This window comes from Rufibacter ruber (assembly GCF_001647275.1).
Taxonomy (GTDB): Bacteria; Bacteroidota; Bacteroidia; order Cytophagales; family Hymenobacteraceae; genus Nibribacter; species Nibribacter ruber_C.
Map to the genome: position 1 here is coordinate 1 of NZ_LRMM01000038.1, position 17,309 is coordinate 17,309.

At 46.6% G+C, this 17,309-nt stretch carries 8 protein-coding genes; 6 read left to right on the forward strand and 2 right to left on the reverse strand.

Features of this window, described 5'->3' with window-relative positions; genetic code table 11:
- The first annotated feature begins 322 nt into the window (after positions 1-322).
- Positions 323-3,304: a PAS domain S-box protein gene (locus A8O25_RS14240; protein ID WP_066836029.1), complete on the forward strand. Its 2,982-nt coding sequence runs from the start codon at positions 323-325 to the stop codon at positions 3,302-3,304.
- A 172-nt stretch (positions 3,305-3,476) separates the two neighbouring features.
- Here the strand turns inward: A8O25_RS14240 and A8O25_RS14245 are convergent, their stop codons facing one another.
- On the reverse strand, positions 3,477-4,715 hold the full coding sequence (locus A8O25_RS14245) for a PQQ-dependent sugar dehydrogenase (RefSeq protein WP_066836031.1): 1,239 nt from the start codon (positions 4,713-4,715) through the stop codon (positions 3,477-3,479).
- A gap of 827 nt (positions 4,716-5,542) precedes the next feature.
- A complete protein-coding gene (locus tag A8O25_RS14250) occupies positions 5,543-6,922 on the reverse strand; it encodes a serine hydrolase domain-containing protein (RefSeq protein ID WP_082893650.1) in 1,380 nt (459 codons plus the stop codon).
- Between the two features lie 877 nt (positions 6,923-7,799).
- Between A8O25_RS14250 and A8O25_RS14255 the strand changes: the two genes are divergently transcribed.
- The 5 genes from A8O25_RS14255 to ggt all read left to right on the forward strand — a co-directional run bounded on the left by A8O25_RS14255 (position 7,800) and on the right by ggt (position 17,229).
- Positions 7,800-8,990, forward strand: a complete 1,191-nt coding sequence (locus A8O25_RS14255; RefSeq protein ID WP_066836035.1) for a FecR family protein — start codon at positions 7,800-7,802, stop codon at positions 8,988-8,990.
- A 146-nt stretch (positions 8,991-9,136) separates the two neighbouring features.
- Complete coding sequence (locus A8O25_RS14260; RefSeq protein WP_082893651.1) at positions 9,137-12,658, forward strand: TonB-dependent receptor; 3,522 nt, start codon at positions 9,137-9,139, stop codon at positions 12,656-12,658.
- Positions 12,659-12,674: 16 nt separating this feature from the next.
- Positions 12,675-14,210, forward strand: coding sequence for a RagB/SusD family nutrient uptake outer membrane protein (locus A8O25_RS14265; protein ID WP_066836037.1), 1,536 nt, complete (start codon positions 12,675-12,677; stop codon positions 14,208-14,210).
- Between the two features lie 79 nt (positions 14,211-14,289).
- Positions 14,290-15,252 (forward strand): hypothetical protein, encoded by a 963-nt coding sequence (locus A8O25_RS14270; RefSeq protein ID WP_153042758.1) that lies wholly within the window; start codon positions 14,290-14,292, stop codon positions 15,250-15,252.
- Between the two features lie 351 nt (positions 15,253-15,603).
- Positions 15,604-17,229 carry a gamma-glutamyltransferase gene (gene ggt, locus A8O25_RS14275; protein ID WP_420911792.1) on the forward strand — a complete coding sequence of 542 codons (1,626 nt, stop codon included), beginning with the start codon at positions 15,604-15,606 and terminating at the stop codon, positions 17,227-17,229.
- Positions 17,230-17,309 lie beyond the last annotated feature (80 nt).

Genomic DNA, 17,309 nt, shown 5'->3' on the forward strand with positions numbered 1-17,309 from the left:
CCCTCGGGGCCGGGGGCGGAAGCCGTAGTAGTTTTCACACACCGCTAACAGTGCTTCTGCCCTTTTTTATCCTTCTACCTTAAAATGTCCGAAGTATTGTCAGAAAACAGGCCTAAAACAGGGAACATGGTTTTTAAGGCGTAGCCTTTGAGTCGCTGATGGTGCCTGTGCCCTAACCAGAGGTTGCCCCCCCCTCTACCTTTTATTAATGAAAATTTAGTATATTGTATGCTCCCCCTTTTTGTATTTTTGCCTACAGAAGCATCTGATGGATACTGCCTTAGATCCTTAGTGGCGGAATGATTGGAGAAAGAGCACCTATATGGAGGAGACATTAGCCGCCGCTGCTGAAATTGCAGCCCCAGGCCTACAGAAGGAACCCTTGCCGTTATTGTATTTTCAGGAACTGCTAGAGCATAGCATGGAACCTATGCTTTTAATAGCCGGGGAGGGCGAACTGCTGTATGTGAATAAAGCCCTGGAAGAGTTGGCGGGAAAACCCCGGGCCACCCTTCTGCAGGAGGGGGTTTCTGCGGTGTTCCCGTTTTCTGGTGGCGGTTTCCCTTCCATAGCCACAGTCTTTGGTGCTGATGGTACTTTTTCAGACACACTCTCCCTTTTGCACCCGGTGGAAGGGGGAATCCCGGTAAAGGTGAACGCCAGAACCTTCTTTGGGCCAGGGGGGCAGGCGGTAGCCAGTGTGTATCTCAAAGATCTAAGGCCCTCGCTGGAGGCGCAGGAGAAGATAGTGGGCCAGCAGGAAACTTTAAAAGTTGCCCTCACTGACTTGCAGCAGGTACTGGAGAATTTAGTGGACATGATCTGTACGTTTGACCTGGATGGGAACCTTCTGCACATCAATAAAATATGTGAGAAAATTCTGGGGTACTCTCCAGAGGAATTGGTAGGCCGCCACTACCGGGAGTTTATCCATCCAGAAGACATCACCTCTACCCAGGGAGATACCCAGGAGTTACAGCAAACCCAAGTTACATACCATTTCAGAAACCGCTACCTGCATAAGAACGGGAGTATGGTTTACCTGTCCTGGACATCCTCACTGGTGAAAGAAGGCGGTAAGGTCTATTGCATTGCCCGAGACATCACCTCTATGATTCCGGCAGAAGAGATCAGGTTAGAAAACGAGAGCCGTCTGCAGGCCCTTTTGCAGGAAGGCTTTGAGATGATTGCCGTGATTGATGAAAAAGGTGTGTTTAAATTTGTGAGCGGCAGTGTCAAGAATGTGTTAGGGTATGCGCCAGAAGAGTTGGTGGGTATGGATGCCTTTACCCAGGTGCACCCAGATGATGTAGCCCATCTGCTGGAGCAACACCGGCAGGTGTTAAACGGGCAAAACCTCCTGTTCAGTCCCTTCAGGTGTAAAAACCGGCGTGGCGCGTGGCGCTGGCTGGAGTCACGGGCGGTCAACTGCTTTCATAATCCCACTATCAACGGCATTATTGTCAACTCCCGTGATGTGACCGAGCGCCTGCAAACCCAACGGCAGCTGGAGCGGAGCGAAAAGATGTACAAGTCTCTCTTTGATTTCAACCCAGATGTAGCGTATTCCCTTGACACCAACGGCCGTTTTACCTCTGTGAACAAAGTGGCCGTAGAGCTCATGCAAATGCCGGAGGAGGAAATCCTGAACAGGCATTTCAATGAGTTTGCGCAGCTGGACTATGTGGAGCACAATGAGCGGCAATTCCAGAGAGTGCTCCGGGGGGAGGCCATCACCACAGAATCATCCCTGCTCAATGCTAACCAGGAGGAGGTTTTCTACACCTTTACGGAGATACCTATTTTGATTGATGGCGAAGTGGTGGGGGTGCACGGGCTGGCCAAAGACATCACGCATGTGAAACGGCAGCAGCTGCTCTTAGAGGAGACGGCAAAAAGGCTGAACAACATCTTGGAGAGTATCAAAGATGCTTTTTTCACCCTTGACCAGGAATGGCGCTTCACCTATGTGAACCCAGAGTTTGAAAAAACCATGAAAGCCCGCAAAGAGGATCTGGTAGGCCGTAAAATTACCGAGGTGTATGACCCTGCCATATTTGAGCCTTTTTACCGGCAGTTTCAGCGGGCAGTTGGTAAAAGAGCGCCTATTCATTTTGAGGAATATTCAACGTACCTGAACAGCTGGCTGAGCGTAACGGTGTATCCGTCAGAAGAAGGGTTCTCTGTCTACGTCAAAGGGATTAATTCGCGTAAGCGGGCAGAGGCAGAACTCAAAAAGCTCTCCCTGGTGGCCAGCAAAACGGTGAACTCGGTCTACATCACAGATGAGGAAGCCAGAATAGAATGGGTCAATGACGGCTTCACCCGCCTGACGGGCTATACCTTAGAAGAGGTGGTGGGGCGCAAGCCCGGTGATTTTTTAGCCAGCCCGGCAACCCAGGCCAATGTATTTTCTATCAGAGAAAAGCTTGCCATTGAAAAGCCTTTTGTGCAGGAGGTAGAGAATATGAGCAAATCAGGGGAGGTGTACTGGTCTAAACTGGACGTCACCCCCATTCTTGACGAGCACTCAGGCGGCGCCAAGAAATTCATAGTCATTGAAACGGAGATCACCGGCCAGAAAAAAGCCGAAGAGGAGCGTGTCAGGCTCACTGACGAGTTGCTGCGGCGTAACCGGCACCTGGAGCAGTTTACGTATATTGTGTCACACAACCTGCGGTCGCCGGTGGCGAACGTGCTGGGGTTGACTTCACTGCTCATGGGCACAGAAGACCGGGAGATGCAGTTGACCGTGACAGACAAGCTGCGCCATACGGCGAAGGGGTTAGATACCATTATCAGAGACCTCAACGACCTCTTGAGCCTCCAGGGAGGGTTGTTAGAGGCACGGGAGAAGATCAGTCTGCCAGAGATTGTAGAGCAAGCCCTGTTGAGCCTGCCCAATGAAAGCTACCAGCACGTGACCATAGATCTGAACGGAATCCAGGAGATCATCTCCGTGCGGAGCTTCATGAACAGTATATTAAGCAACCTGCTCACCAACGCTGTGAAATACAGGTCTCTGGAAAGGCCGCTAGACATCAAAGTGACGGCACGGCTTGAAGAAGCGTCAAACTTGCTCTGCCTCTCTGTCTCTGACAATGGTCTGGGAATTAACCTGGAGAAAGAAGAGAAAAACCTGTTTGGCCTTTACAAACGCTTCCACTTTCATGTAGCCGGCAGAGGGCTGGGGCTGTATCTGGTAAAAATGCAGGCCGAAGCCTTAGGAGGGGCCGTGAACGTGCAGAGTAAACCTGGGGTGGGTTCAACGTTCAACGTTTTTGTGAACGTAGCAGAAAGTTAGTTTCTGTTTCCGGGCTGTTTTCAGAAAAACAGCCCGGAAACAGAAACTGCCAGTTACTTGTCTTTTAGGGGAAGGGGAGGTGCTTTTTCCTCCTGCCACTCGTAGGGGGTTTCTGTTTTACGGCTGTTTTTGAGAAAACAGCCGTAAAACAGAAACCCCCTACGCGGAGTCACTATCTGGGAGATATTTTCCAGAGTTCGCCGTTGCTTTGGTCAGTCACCACATACAAGGCGCCGTCTGGCCCTTGCCGCACATCCCGTATGCGCTGGCCACGGTCGGCCAACAGGTGCTCCTCACCGGTCACTTTCCCGTTTTCAATTTTCAGCCTCACCAACCGCTTGTCTTTCAGGCCTCCTACAAACAAGCTGCCGCGCCACTCCGGGAACGCGTCACCGGTGTAGAATTGCGCACCAGAAGGGGCAATCACAGGGTCCCAGTAGTAAACGGGCTGCTCAAACCCTTCTTTCTGGGTCACGGCATTGGGAACGGGTTTGCCAGAGTACTCCTCACCGTAGGTGACCAAGGGCCAGCCGTAGTTCTTGCCTTTCTGGATGAGGTTCAGTTCATCTCCGCCCTGCGGCCCCATTTCTACCACCCAGAGTTTCCCTTCGGCATCAAAAGCTGCAGACTGCACATTTCTGTGCCCCACCGTCCAGATCTCTGGCAAGGCTCCTGCCTGCCCCACAAAAGGATTGTCTGGGGCCGGCGCCCCGGAAGGGGTGATTTTTAGGATTTTGCCCAAGTGGCTGTCCATGTGTTGCGCCTGGGGCCGGGTCATTAATTCAGAGCGTTCCCCCATAGTAACATACAAGTTCCCATCTGGGCCAAAAGCCAGACGTGACCCAAAGTGCTTATCACCGTTGAAGGTGGGCATTGTTCTGAGGATGACCTGCACCTGACTCAGACTCGTTCTGTCCTGAGACAGCACGCCGCGGGCTACACTGGTGCCGTTGCCTCCGTTGCGCGGCTCAGAATAGCTCCAGAAGATGGTTCGGTCTGTACTAAAGGAAGGGCTGAGCACCACATCTAACAGACCGCCTTGGCCGCGGGCGTCAACCGCCGGCACCCCCGTAATAGGCTGCCCCACTTGTCCGGTGGCGGAAATGATGCGCAGGCGGCCGGGTTTTTCGGTTACCAGCAAAGCACCGTCTGGGAGAGGTTCTACCGCCCAGGGTTTTTCCAGGCCGGTTGCCAACGTCTCTACCTGAAACGCCGTGGTGGAAGTAATGGCGCACGCGCGGGTTTGACCGGCAAAGACGGGCTTCTGGTCTGGCGCGTTGGCCGTACGGGTTTCTAACGGCGTGCAGTTACCGGAAGACGGATTTTGGGCAGTAGACGCCTCCTGGCTACAGGCGGTGCCCAAACCTGCCGCCAGAGAGAGGGTTAAAACAAAAAAGCCAAAATTTTTCATAGTACTGGGTTAGGGGATGACATCTTTATATTAGAGCATGTTTAAATTCCCCTTTTGCGCTGCTAACGGGTATCAAAAGAACCTGACTTTGCCATTTTCTCGCACCATAGCGGGGCGTATGTTGCTCCAAAATCGCTTCGCCAGAACCTTGTGCTCCCCATTTTCGCCTGCAAAATCAAAATGAAAACAAGCTCATTGACCAAAGCGCTTGCCTCAAAGGGTTGGCCTGGTTGCAAAGGGCAAGGCATTTGTCTCCCTTACAGCACCCGCAAATCTATGAAGGGAATAAGAGCTGGTCACTTACAGATTAACCTTGTACGTGAAAGAAGGTTTTAGCTGTTACCAAAGGGAAGGGAGTCGTGAGTATAGCCAATGCTGTTTTTGACCTGTTTTCTGAAAAACAGGCCATAAACAGCCAGCCGGCATACTTAGTATTTAAAGGGGGGAGGTGAAGGAAAATGGTTCTTGAGTAGCTTTTCACTGCCTTTCTTCAAGAATAATCTTGTATTCATTTTTCTACGCTTTCGCCTTCATTCTCTCTGGGTTTTTCTAAGAGCACGTTATGCTTTGAGCGTCTCAGGAAACCTGTACATGCATACTGCCCTTGACGTATGCGATTGATTTCTTGTCAAACCCAAGGCTAAGTAAACGCTTGCTGAGGAAACGGAAAGAGTGGTGGGGTAGCTTTTCTGTTTTTGAGCTGTTTTGGCCAAAACAGCTCAAAAACAGAAAATGATCTGGTATCAGCAGCAGACAGGGGATCAATGGCTGTAGTCAGTACATTGAACAACTGTTAGAAAAGAAGCGGTTGCCTTTCTGCATTTTCTCTAGGTTCCAGCTACGGCAGGCCAGTCTTCTTTGGTCAAGATCAGGTGCTTTATAATTCTGTCCAGGTCCTCCGCAACCAAGGAGGGGGAATTGTTATTTCTGGAGTTGGCCATAATCACATAGCTGAATTCATGGTTCAGCCTGGTCATGACTGAGGTTGTGCCGGGCAGGGAGCCAAAGTGGCTCCAGTTAGGGTACCCAAAATAGGTGCTCTCCAGCAGTTGTGCGCTCAGGCGGCATTGGGGGCTGCGGGTGTCAACCAACACCATAAACTTCACCATGTCTTCGGCGGTGGCTATCCAGCCCCCGTTGGCATCCATTCGGGCCATTTTAAAGGAATAGGGGTTCTGTTCGTTTTGGTAATACCTTACCTCGTTCGCCACCTGCTGGCGCTCTGTGTCTCCGGCAATGCGCATGGTTGAGATGCCCAAAGGGTGCAGAAACGTTTCCTGCACATACTGGGAGTAGCTTTTGCCTGTGACTTTTTCAATCACCCTCCCTAGAATGCAGTAGCCTAAATTAAAGTAGCAGTAGGTTGTGCCCGGAAGATGCTCTAAAGGCCTACCATTAATCTGGTTACTGATTATCTGTTTGGCTGACAGAGACTGGTCTGCAAAAATGGGGTCATTGGGGTTGTTTGTCCAGCCGGAGGTATGATCCAGCAAATTCCGCACGGTGATGAGGTCAATGTTAGAGCGGGCCGGTGGGGAGGGGTAGTCTCCCGTGAGTATCCCGTTTGGCCCAAACACCCTGTCTGAAAAAGAGAGCTTTCCCTCCTGCACTAACCGGAGGATGGCTGCACTGGTGATAGGTTTGGAAAGGCTTGCAATCCGGAAGAGACTGCCGGTGGAGACTAATTCTGCAGATTCCCGGTTGGCATATCCGTAGCCTTTAGAAAAGATCAGTCTGTCGCCTCTGGCAATGGCAATTGACACCCCAGGCAGGTTGTGGCGTTTGATAGCCGCTTCCATGGCCTCATCTATTTCTGTGTGCAGGGAGTTAAACTCCACCCGGTACCGTGATACCCTTCCGTCTTCAGAAACCACTTTGTACACGACCTCCGCAGTAAAATCATTGGCTGTGGTGTTACTGGTTTGGAGGGTGTTGCCTATGTACACTTTACTGCCCGCTGTTCTGGGGGTGAAGGCGGCAATAAGGCTGTCTCTGGGAATGCCAGACGGCAAGTTGACAGAGATGCGGGTGCCTGTGAGGCTGGCCTTACTATCAACAGGTAGCCTTTGGTTATTCTCTTGCAGAAAACTAAAAGCAATGAGCCCCTCCTCCAGAGGATATGCGGGCATAATGTCATTATTCTCGCCTTGGCAGGAGAACATGAAAACAAGAAGCAAGGCCATGCACAGCCTTCCCATACTCACCATGGGTTAAAAAATAATAGTAAATAAAAGGGGTGAGCCAGAGAGTGGGGGCTTTCTAAGCTAGCTTATTTTCATAGTGTGGTGGTGCGGTAGCCAAAGAAATAAGCATCTTTGGCTGCCTCAGGGAATGCAGCTGCAAATATATAATTATTCTGTATCTGGAGCAAAAGTTTTTTGTACATGCTCTGTAGGAAAAGTGATATATATCATTTGATGAAGCTGAGGGCTTGATAAGGGAAACAGTGTGCCTGAGTAATTCTAAGCATGGGGCATGAGTGAGCCTTTTTAGCAAAAAGGCGGGGGTGTGAGGAAAATACTTTGCCCTCGTTCTGTTTTTAACTTGTTTTCCTGTAAACGTGCTATAAACAGGGTTTTGGAATGTTGATGTAGTAAAGTGGAGTAAGGGGATAACCCTGATAGTAAAAATGATAAGGAGGATGTGTTAACAGCCAATTTTAACTTTTATCTGAAAAGTTAAAATGAACTTATCAGTTATATTTTTATCAGAACGAAAGGGAAAAAATATCTGCAACAAGTCTAAAGATTATACAAGTCAGATAGTGCGCATGCCGGTTTAAGAAAAGCTAACCCTTCCAGTTTAAACTATAAATAGTAGGGGGTATGAACTGAAAAGTAATTGGCGTACAACGTTATGACGAGACAGCCACTGCTGAGCGGCAGGAGGAGTTCCTGGGAGCAGGAACAGTTTCTCTTATTTCATGTGCTCTAAAAATACCACAAACAGTTTGAATGCTACTTCTTAAGATGTTGAAACCTCAGTAAAATTACTCTTTCAAGTTTAATTGAAAAGAGGCAAAAAAAGTGGAAGAGTGACTAAGGGATTGTTCCATGTTAAGGTACTTATAATAAAAGGCAATAAATGAATTCCAAAAAAGGAAATAAGAGATACCAGGATCTGGCTGAGAAATGGTTGAATGGTACCATCACCCCTGAAGAGGAACAAGAATTCTCTACTTGGTATCATACTGATCAGGATGCTCCTGTAACAGTAACTTCTTATTATGCTGAGAGTGAGGCAGAGCATAAAGCTAAAATCTTTCATGCTATCAAAGAGTCTATCAACCAAGAGAAGGAAAGTAGAAGTAGTAGGAAAAAAACATTTCTGGCAACCTGGATAAGTGCGGCGGCAGTCATTGCTCTACTGCTGGTGTCGGTAGGGGCATACTTCACGTTATTACAAGAGGGTGGCAGTAGTATAAAGGCCGTAACAAAGCCGCATTTGCGGTACAAGAACGATGTTCCCGCCGGTGGAGAGAAGGCTTTATTGACGCTAGCAGATGGTCAGGTTATTGTTCTTGAAGAATCCCGAGATGGAATGGAGCTGGAGCAGGGAATAGCAAAGGTTATAAAAATGAATGGCTCCTTGGCTTATAACCAAGGTGTAAAAGGAAACAACAACGAAGTAGTTTATAATACAGTGAGCACCCCTAGGGGGGGGCAATACCAGGTTGTGCTAGCAGATGGTAGCAAAGTGTGGCTGAATGCAGCCTCGTCTATTAAGTTCCCAACAGCTTTTACCGGTAAAGAGCGGAAAGTTCAACTCATAGGGGAGGCTTATTTTGAAATTGCCAGAAATACAGCCATGCCCTTTAAAGTAGAGGCCGGTGAGGTAGAAGTGAAGGTATTGGGGACTCACTTCAATGTGATGGCCTATCAAGATGAAAAGGTGCTGGAGACTACCCTGTTGGAAGGTTCTGTGCAGGTGACTCAGGCTGAAAAAGAACAAGTACTGGTGCCTGGACAGCAGGCTGTGCATCAGTATGGAGGCGCAGGATTCAAACTGAAGAAGGTAGACGTTGAAGATGTGACTGCCTGGAAGAATGGTGTTTTTCTGTTTGAGCAGTCTGACCTGAAACAGGTTATGCGGCAAGTGCAGCGTTGGTATGATGTGGAGGTGGTGTACGAGGGAACCGTTCCTGCTTTGGCGTTTACCGGAGTAATTCCCAGAAAAGAAAATGTGTCAAAATTACTGGAGGTTCTTGAAATGACGGGTGGTGTTGAGTTTGAAATTTCAGGCCGAACTGTTTTGGTGCACAAGAAAGGAAACTAGCAATTTACATATAGCCATTGGCAGCTTTTTTTGAAAGCGAAACCCCACCGGGTGAAGGGGGAAGGGAAAGCTATGCCCGTACTTTGAAATTGTTCAGCTATTGACAACTACTATTTTTTGAAATTCTAACCCTTTACTAACAACAAATGAAAGCATTTTTACACTTCAAAAGCCCCAGAGCTTATTTGGATTATCTTAGGAATTCAAGGGCTTCCATAGGTAAAAAAACAATAAAGAAGCGGACCAGATTTATGGAGCTCACAGGCATGCTTCTATTGGTACTGGTCTTACAGGTAAAGGCAGCCTCCTTTGGGCAAAAAGTCACGCTTTCTAAGAAGAATGCAAGTTTCACCTCAATTCTAAAAGAAATTAGAAAGCAAACCGGCTACTTCTTTATTTACAATAGTGAAGTATTAGAAAAAGTAAGACCAGTTACTGTGAATTTCCAGAACAGAGAGCTGGAAGATGTTTTGCAGGAGCTTTTTAAGGGACAGCCATTTACGTATTCTATTCAGGATAAGATTATTGCGATCAAGTTAAAAGCAGCCTCAGCGGCGGTGGCAAGCCCTAAAGAAGTAGGTGCACAAGTACAGACCAGAACCATAACAGGTAAGGTGACCAGCAGTGAAGACAATCAACCTCTGCCTGGCATAACTGTTTTGGTAAAAGGTACTACTGTCGCCACCTCAACAGACATAGACGGCAAATATTCTTTAAACATTCCTGCTTCAGCAGAAACCTTGGTTTTTAGCGCTGTGGGATATCAGAAGAAAGAAGTTTCAATTACCAGCGCCGCTACCATTGATATTGCTTTGGCAGCAGAAGCCACAGAGATAGAGCAAATTGTAGTGGCTTATGGTACTGCTCAAAAACGAACCCTGACCAACTCTGTTGCAAAAATCACCAGTGAAGATATTCAGGATAGATCCATCACCAACATCAATACAGCTTTAGCCGGGGCTGCCCCAGGTGTTCAAACCAATGCAGGAAGCGGTCAACCCGGAGAGGGGCCAGATGTGCGCATCAGGGGCTTTGGTTCTATGAACCTGGCCATGGATCCCTTATATGTTGTAGATGGGGCTCCTTATGAAGCTCCCATCAGTAACATCAATGCAGATGACATTGAGAGTATTTCTGTTTTGAAAGATGCTTCCTCTACTGCCTTGTATGGTTCCCGCGGTGCTAACGGAGTGATTATTATCACTACTAAGAAAGGAAGCAAAACGCGTAGCTCTCTTAATGTAAAACTGGCAGAAGGGGTGAGCGGCCGGGCGTTAGCTGACTATGAAACCGTAAACGCTGAACAATATTTTGTATTAATGTGGGAAGGGATCAGGAACGAGAACATGAAAGATAAAGAATGGACTCCAGATAACATGCTATTGGCTGGTACCATTGCATCTGAGAAGGTAGCATCAGAAGAGTATCTGCGGAATAATCCTTTTAATGTTCCTGCTAACCAAATCGTGTTTCCTGATGGTACCTTCAACCCGAATGCAAAATTGCTTTACCCAGATGATTTAGACTGGAAGAAAGCCCTGAAACAAACAGGTAGACGGCGAGACTATAATGTGAGTTACAGTGGCGGCAATACCAACAGTGACTATTTTGTTTCCTTGGGCTATCTAGATGAGGAAGGCGTGTTAATTGGGACTGATTTTGAACGTTTCTCTGGCCGCATTAATGTAAATATGAAACCTAATAAATGGCTGAAGTCTGGGGTAAATCTGTCCGCTAACATGTCCACACAGAATTACTCAAATGAATCTAGTGGCATTAATGAAAACCCCTTTCTGGTGGATTTAATGATGGGTCCCATTTATCCTGTTCATGAGCATGATCCGGTTACCGGAGAATACATTTTAGATGGAAATGGTAACAAAAAATACGACATGAGTGATACCCGTATTCTCTACCCTGGCAGGAATGTAGTGGCTGAAACTTTGCTGAACCAAAACAACCGAAAACGCTATTCTATCACAGGTAGAACATATGTGGGAATTGACTTTCTTAAAAATTTCAACTTTACCTCTAATGTTTCGGTGACACTTAATAGCTTAAAGCAGAACGTGTTTGACAACCCAGAGGTGGGAGATGCTAAAGGAATGCAGGGGAGAGTCTCCAGGCTGAATACATTTTCTACTTATATTAACTTCAACCAATTGCTTACTTATAGTAAATCATTTGGCAAGCATGACATCAATGTGTTAGCCGGCCATGAAAGCTATAGCTACAATTATGACAACAACTCCATGGGGGCTTCCGGCATGATTGTAGAAGGTACCAACGTGCTTGATAATTTCACTACAATTACGGGTTTAAGATCTTATGAGACAGATTATAGAACAGAAGGATATCTGTCTAGGGTAGAATATAACTATGACGGGCGTTACTCTATTTCTGCCTCTTTAAGGCGTGATGCTTCCTCAAGATTTTTTGAAAAAAACAAATGGGGTAATTTCTGGTCAGCCGGGGTGGCCTGGAACATTGACCGAGAAGCCTTTTTTCGTATAGATTGGGTAAATTTCTTAAAGTTCAGAGCTGCTTACGGAGTTGCAGGGAATGATGCCATTGACACTTATTACGGGTGGCCGAGCTTATATGATTTAGGATGGAATAACGGGGCGGAACCAGGCATGCTCTATTCAAAGGTTGAAAAGAAAGACCTTACCTGGGAAACCACCAAAAGCCTTGACGCAGCTATTGAGTTTAGCCTGTTGAAAAGCAGGATAGGTGGTACTATTGAAGTGTACCAACGCCAGACAGATAATCTTCTCTTTGACCAGAATTTACCCTTTACTGCCGGTGTGCCTAGCTGGGTGATTAATGTGGGCAGCATCCGGAACCGCGGGGTTGAGTTGCAGCTTGATTTCGTGCCAGTGAAAACCAAGGATTTCAGATGGGATGCCACCTTGAACGTTAGTACGTTAGAAAATAGTATTCAGAAGTTACCCCCAGGTTATGATGGGTTTGTCAATGGAACTAAAAAGTGGGAAGTTGGCGGCTCCAGATATGATTTCTGGACCAGGGATTGGTACGGAATAGACCCAACTACGGGCTCAAATTTATATTGGGCTGATATGGACTTAATAAGGTCATCTGGTTCTACAAACTGGAAGCTAGCTGAAAACGGTGATACAGTAACAACTGCTTCTGGTAATGCCCGGTTTGGGTATTTTGGAAGTGCTATACCAGATTACTACGGTAGCATTAGAAACACCTTTACCTACAAAAACTTCTCTCTAAATTTCTTGATTCAATACCAGTTGGGAGGAGTGATCATTGACAGTGACTATCAGGATCTAATGACGACTGGTTTTTATGGCCGTGCTGTGCATGTAGACATGCTAAACCGTTGGCAAAAACCTGGGGATGTGACAGGTATACCTGCCAGATCTGTTGCTAACTCTACCATGTCTGCCAGTGATAGATTCCTGGATGATGCCACGTATCTGAACATTAAGACCGCCACACTTGCCTATAATGTGACCAAAGCATTTGCTTCTAAGCTTAAAATGCAAAATGCCAAAGTGTATTTGAGTGGGGAGAATCTGTTTATAAAATCTATTAGACCAGGATTGGACCCAACCCAAACCTATACAGGTGCTCCTTCTTATACCTATGATCCTTCGCGTACCGTCACGTTGGGTTTGAATGTTTCCTTTTAATTAACGCAGTTACAACATGAAAAATTTAAAATATAGATTTTACCTTCTGTTGGCATTTGCAGTTATGCTTACGTCCTGCAGTGATGATTTCCTAGATACATTCCCAACTGATAAGGCCGCTGAATCAACCGCCTTTGAATCTACCAAAAATGCACGGGTAGCTTTAAATGGGATTTATTCTGCCCTTTACAAGCAGCAAGACGGTAGCCAAACAAGAGATGGCTACACTTCTATGATGATCTACATTGATTTTATGGGGGAAGACATTGTGCATTCTGCCTCTGGCACCACCTATTTCCGAAACGCGCACAGGTGGACAGACCACAGGAGTGAGACTGGGGTTGTAAATGAATGGGCCTACCGCTTCTATTACAGAATCATTGCCAACACGAACTTAATTATCAATAACATTGACGAGGTTCCTGGTGATATCAAAGATAAAAATGCCATTAAGGGAGAGGCGCTTGCGCTCAGAGCCTGGGCTCATTTTAATGTGGTGCAATTGTATGGTATTAGGTATGATAAGACCAATACCCCCAATGCTCAGCTTGGGGTACCTATTATGACACAGAACTCAGTTGAGCCCCAGGCCAGAGCTACGGTAGAAGAGGTTTATGCGCAAGTGAATACTGATCTTGACCAGGCGCTTTCCTTATTAGTCAGCACAAATGAACCTTCCAATAAAACACACCTGCATTTGAAATCTGTGAAAGGGATTAAGGCCCGTGTGGCATTGACTATGCAGGATTGGGACAATGCCGCTAAGTATGCCGCTGAAGCCCGTGAAGGCTATACATTAATGACAAATGCTGAATACCTGAGTGGGTTTAACAACATGGGCAGTGGGGTGGTACAGGGAGAATGGATGTGGGGGGCACGGCAATTAGATACCCAAGTCCCTACGTATGGTGGCTGGTTTGTGTACATGTCATCTAACGTAAGTTCTTCTCATACTAGGCCTAATCCTAAAAAAATCAATACGAAGTTGTATAATGCTTTGGCTTCTACAGATGTGCGTAAAAAGCTCTGGTGGAATGGTACTGCAGCTGATGCTGTGAATTTTCCGGGGGTTATTAATGCTGCCACTGGACAGACAGATGTATCAGCGGTAAGAAGGGCCTATATGCATAAGAAGTTTGTGACAGCTAATCCAGCGGTGGCATCTGGGGATATTCCCTTTATGCGCGCCGCAGAGATGTATTTAATTGAGGCAGAAGCGCATGCCCGTGCCGGAAGAAGTGAAGAAGCACAGACTGCTCTATTTCCTTTAGCTGTCAACCGCAATCCGTCTTATGTAAAATCAACCAAAACAGGAGCTGATCTTATTGAAGAAATCATGATACAGCGGCGCGTAGAATTATGGGGGGAGGGCTTTAGGTTTACAGACTTGAAACGAACCAACAGTGAACTCAACAGAAGCGGTACCGGGGCAACTTCCGCTTTAGCTACTACAGGTGTTACTACTCCCGTGCCGGCAGGTGATATCAGATGGCAGTTCCGTTTCCCAAGAGAAGAAATGAATGTGAACCCTAACTTGATCCAGAACCCTTAATCTAAACATGCCTCTCAGGGCAAATTGTTGAACTCTGAGAGGCATGTTTTCATCTTTACATGCATGATCTAAGATGAGAATGAAAAGATTTAATTGCTTGTTTGTGGTTTTGGGGATAAGTATCTCCTGTTGCTTTTCCTGTAAGAAAGAAGCAGATGATGTCACCAAGACTGATTCTGACAGCGGGTATGCTGAGGCTGATTATAAACCCGGAGCTGTCTTATCTGGGTATAAGAACTATACTAAAATTTATGTTGGGGATTTAAACTGCCCTATCATTCTTTCCTCTCCTCATGATGGTACTGTTGCGCCTGCCAATATTCCAGACAGACAAGACGGCGTAGTGGTCAGAGATATCTATGCTACTGATCTTACTTTAAGAATGGCTGATTCTATTAAAGCATTAACGGGCTTACGACCTCATGTGGTTATAAATGAACTGAGCCGTAAAAAATTAGACCCTAACAGATCTCTGGCTGAGGCCTATCTAACGCATGAAGACGCAAAGACTGCCTGGAATGATTACCATAACTTTATCATCATGGCTCGTACCCTTGTCACTAAACATGTGGGAAAGGGCTTGTATTTAGATATGCATGGGCACGGGCATGATATTGCAAGAATAGAAGTAGGATACCTGTTAACGTCTGCTGAGTTAAACAGTACAGACACTCAGATTAATCAACTGGCAAATAAGTCTAGCATCTATTCCATCTCAAAAGAATCAGCTTATTCTTTCTCTCAGTTAATTAATGGTGACAACAGTTTTGGAGCTTTGCTCCAAAACAGAGGTTTGAGAGCCATTCCCAGCAATAGAGCGGGAGACCGTAGCCCCAATAGTGATCCATATTTCAATGGCGGATATTGTACTTCTGCCTACGGCTCCTCAAAGTTGGGAGGGCCTGTCTCGGCCATCCAGTTAGAGACCCCGGGGCCAAATGTTAGAAACACAGCCACCCTGCGGCAATCTTCAGGTGGGAAAATCGCGAGGGCAATTCTGGAATACATGAAGCTGCACTACGCCATGGATTTGGCAAAATAGCAAAGTCTTAGTAAGTGTTTCCTTTTCATTTTCGGGGCCAGCGTCCGTTGGTATCTTGGGATAGGGGCTGTTTCTGGGCTGTTTTTCAAAAAGTAGCTCAAAAACACAAATACAGGCCTTGTTACCTGAAGAGGTTGAGAAAGGCCGGAAGCTGAAAACTCTCAACAGGGTGAGGCAACCAAGTTTAATCCTTTCTTTTAATCCATTTCTTTTGACCAGGCAGATAAATTTAATACTCTAAAAAGTAGCTTGTTTTAAGGCATGAATAATCAAAAAAATATCATTTGGGTTCTTGTGCTGCTTTTATGGCAGCAAGTAGGCTGTACCTTCTCAGACAAAGCCAAAACCTCTATGCAATTAAACAGAGGGGCTATTGGTGCGAAAGGCATGGTAGTTAGTGCACACCCAGAAGCGTCTAAGATAGGCTTGGCCATTCTGCAAAAAGGAGGCAACGCCTATGACGCGGCTGTGGCCACAGAGTTTGCCCTGGCGGTGGCGTATCCAGTAGCTGGTAACATTGGCGGAGGAGGGTTTTTCGTCTATAGGAAAAACAACGGGGAAACAGGGGCTCTGGATTACCGGGAGAAAGCCCCTGGAGCCGCCTCAGCAGACATGTATTTAGATCCCCAGGGTAAAATAATTCCCGGAGCCAGCACTTTAGGCCATTTGGCAGTGGGTGTGCCGGGGGCGGTAGACGGCATGATTGAGGTGCATAAAAGGCTAGGCAAACTGCCTTTTGTCGATCTCATTCAGCCGGCAATTGATTTGGCCGCTAAAGGGGTTGTACTTACTGAAAAAGAAGCAAAGGCTCTTAATGCAAGCCAGAAGGGATTTTTACTGGCAAATAAGTTTACTAACCATCTGGTGAGAGAATCCCCTTGGAAGGCTGGTGATGTATTGCCGTTGACAGACCTGGCCCGAACTTTAGAACGCATTAGGGATAAGGGAAGAGCTGGCTTTTATGAGGGAGAGACAGCCGATTTGATTGTCAAAGAAATGAAACGTGGCGGCGGAATCATTACGCACCAGGATTTAAAGGATTACAAATCTGTCTGGCGTACCCCGGTATCCGGAATGTATAAAGGTTATAAGGTTATTTCCATGGCTCCGCCTTCCAGCGGGGGCATTGCCCTGCTCCAGTTATTGAACATGGTAGAACCTTATGATGTAAAAACTTGGGGCTGGCAGCAACCTAAAACCATACATGTGATGGTAGAAGCAGAACGGCGGGTATATGCAGATAGAGCCGCGTATCTTGGTGACCCTGACTTCTTCAAAGTACCAGTGGCTGATTTGTTAAACCCGGTATATCTGCGTTCCAGAATGGCATCAATGTCCATGGACAAAGCCACCCCTTCTGACGAGTTAAGTGCCGGAAAACTTTTAGCCATGGAGAGTGATCAAACTACCCATTACTCCATAGTGGACCAATGGGGAAATGCGGCATCTGTCACTACCACATTAAATGGACCCTACGGTTCAAAAGTAGTAGTAGAGGGGGCAGGGTTTCTGCTGAATAATGAAATGGATGACTTTAGCTCAAAACCGGGGGAGCCTAATCGTTATGGTTTGGTAGGTGGTGAAGCCAATGCCATAGCCCCAGGGAAGAGAATGCTTAGTTCCATGACTCCTACCATTATTGAGAAAGACGGTAAACTCTTCATGGTAGTGGGAACACCAGGAGGGTCAACTATCATTACCTCCGTTTTTCAAACCATACTTAATGTCATTGACCATTCCATGACCATGCAGCAGGCGGTAAGTGCACCAAGATTTCACCACCAGTGGTTACCAGATAAAGTGTCGCCGGAAGCCAATGCGTTTACCCCCGAAGTGAGGGAAGTATTGAAAAAAATGGGACATACGTTAGAAACAAGGGCGAATTACGGAAGGGTAGAGGGAATTCTTCGGCTGCCCAATGGTACATGGGAGGGAGGGGCAGACCCTCGTGGTGATGATACTGCCTTAGGCTATTAATTTGAATTTGCAGTTTGAGGTATATCTAATGAAGGCATCTAGAAATAGCTGAATTCTGTTTTTGCTGTTTTTAGAAAAAC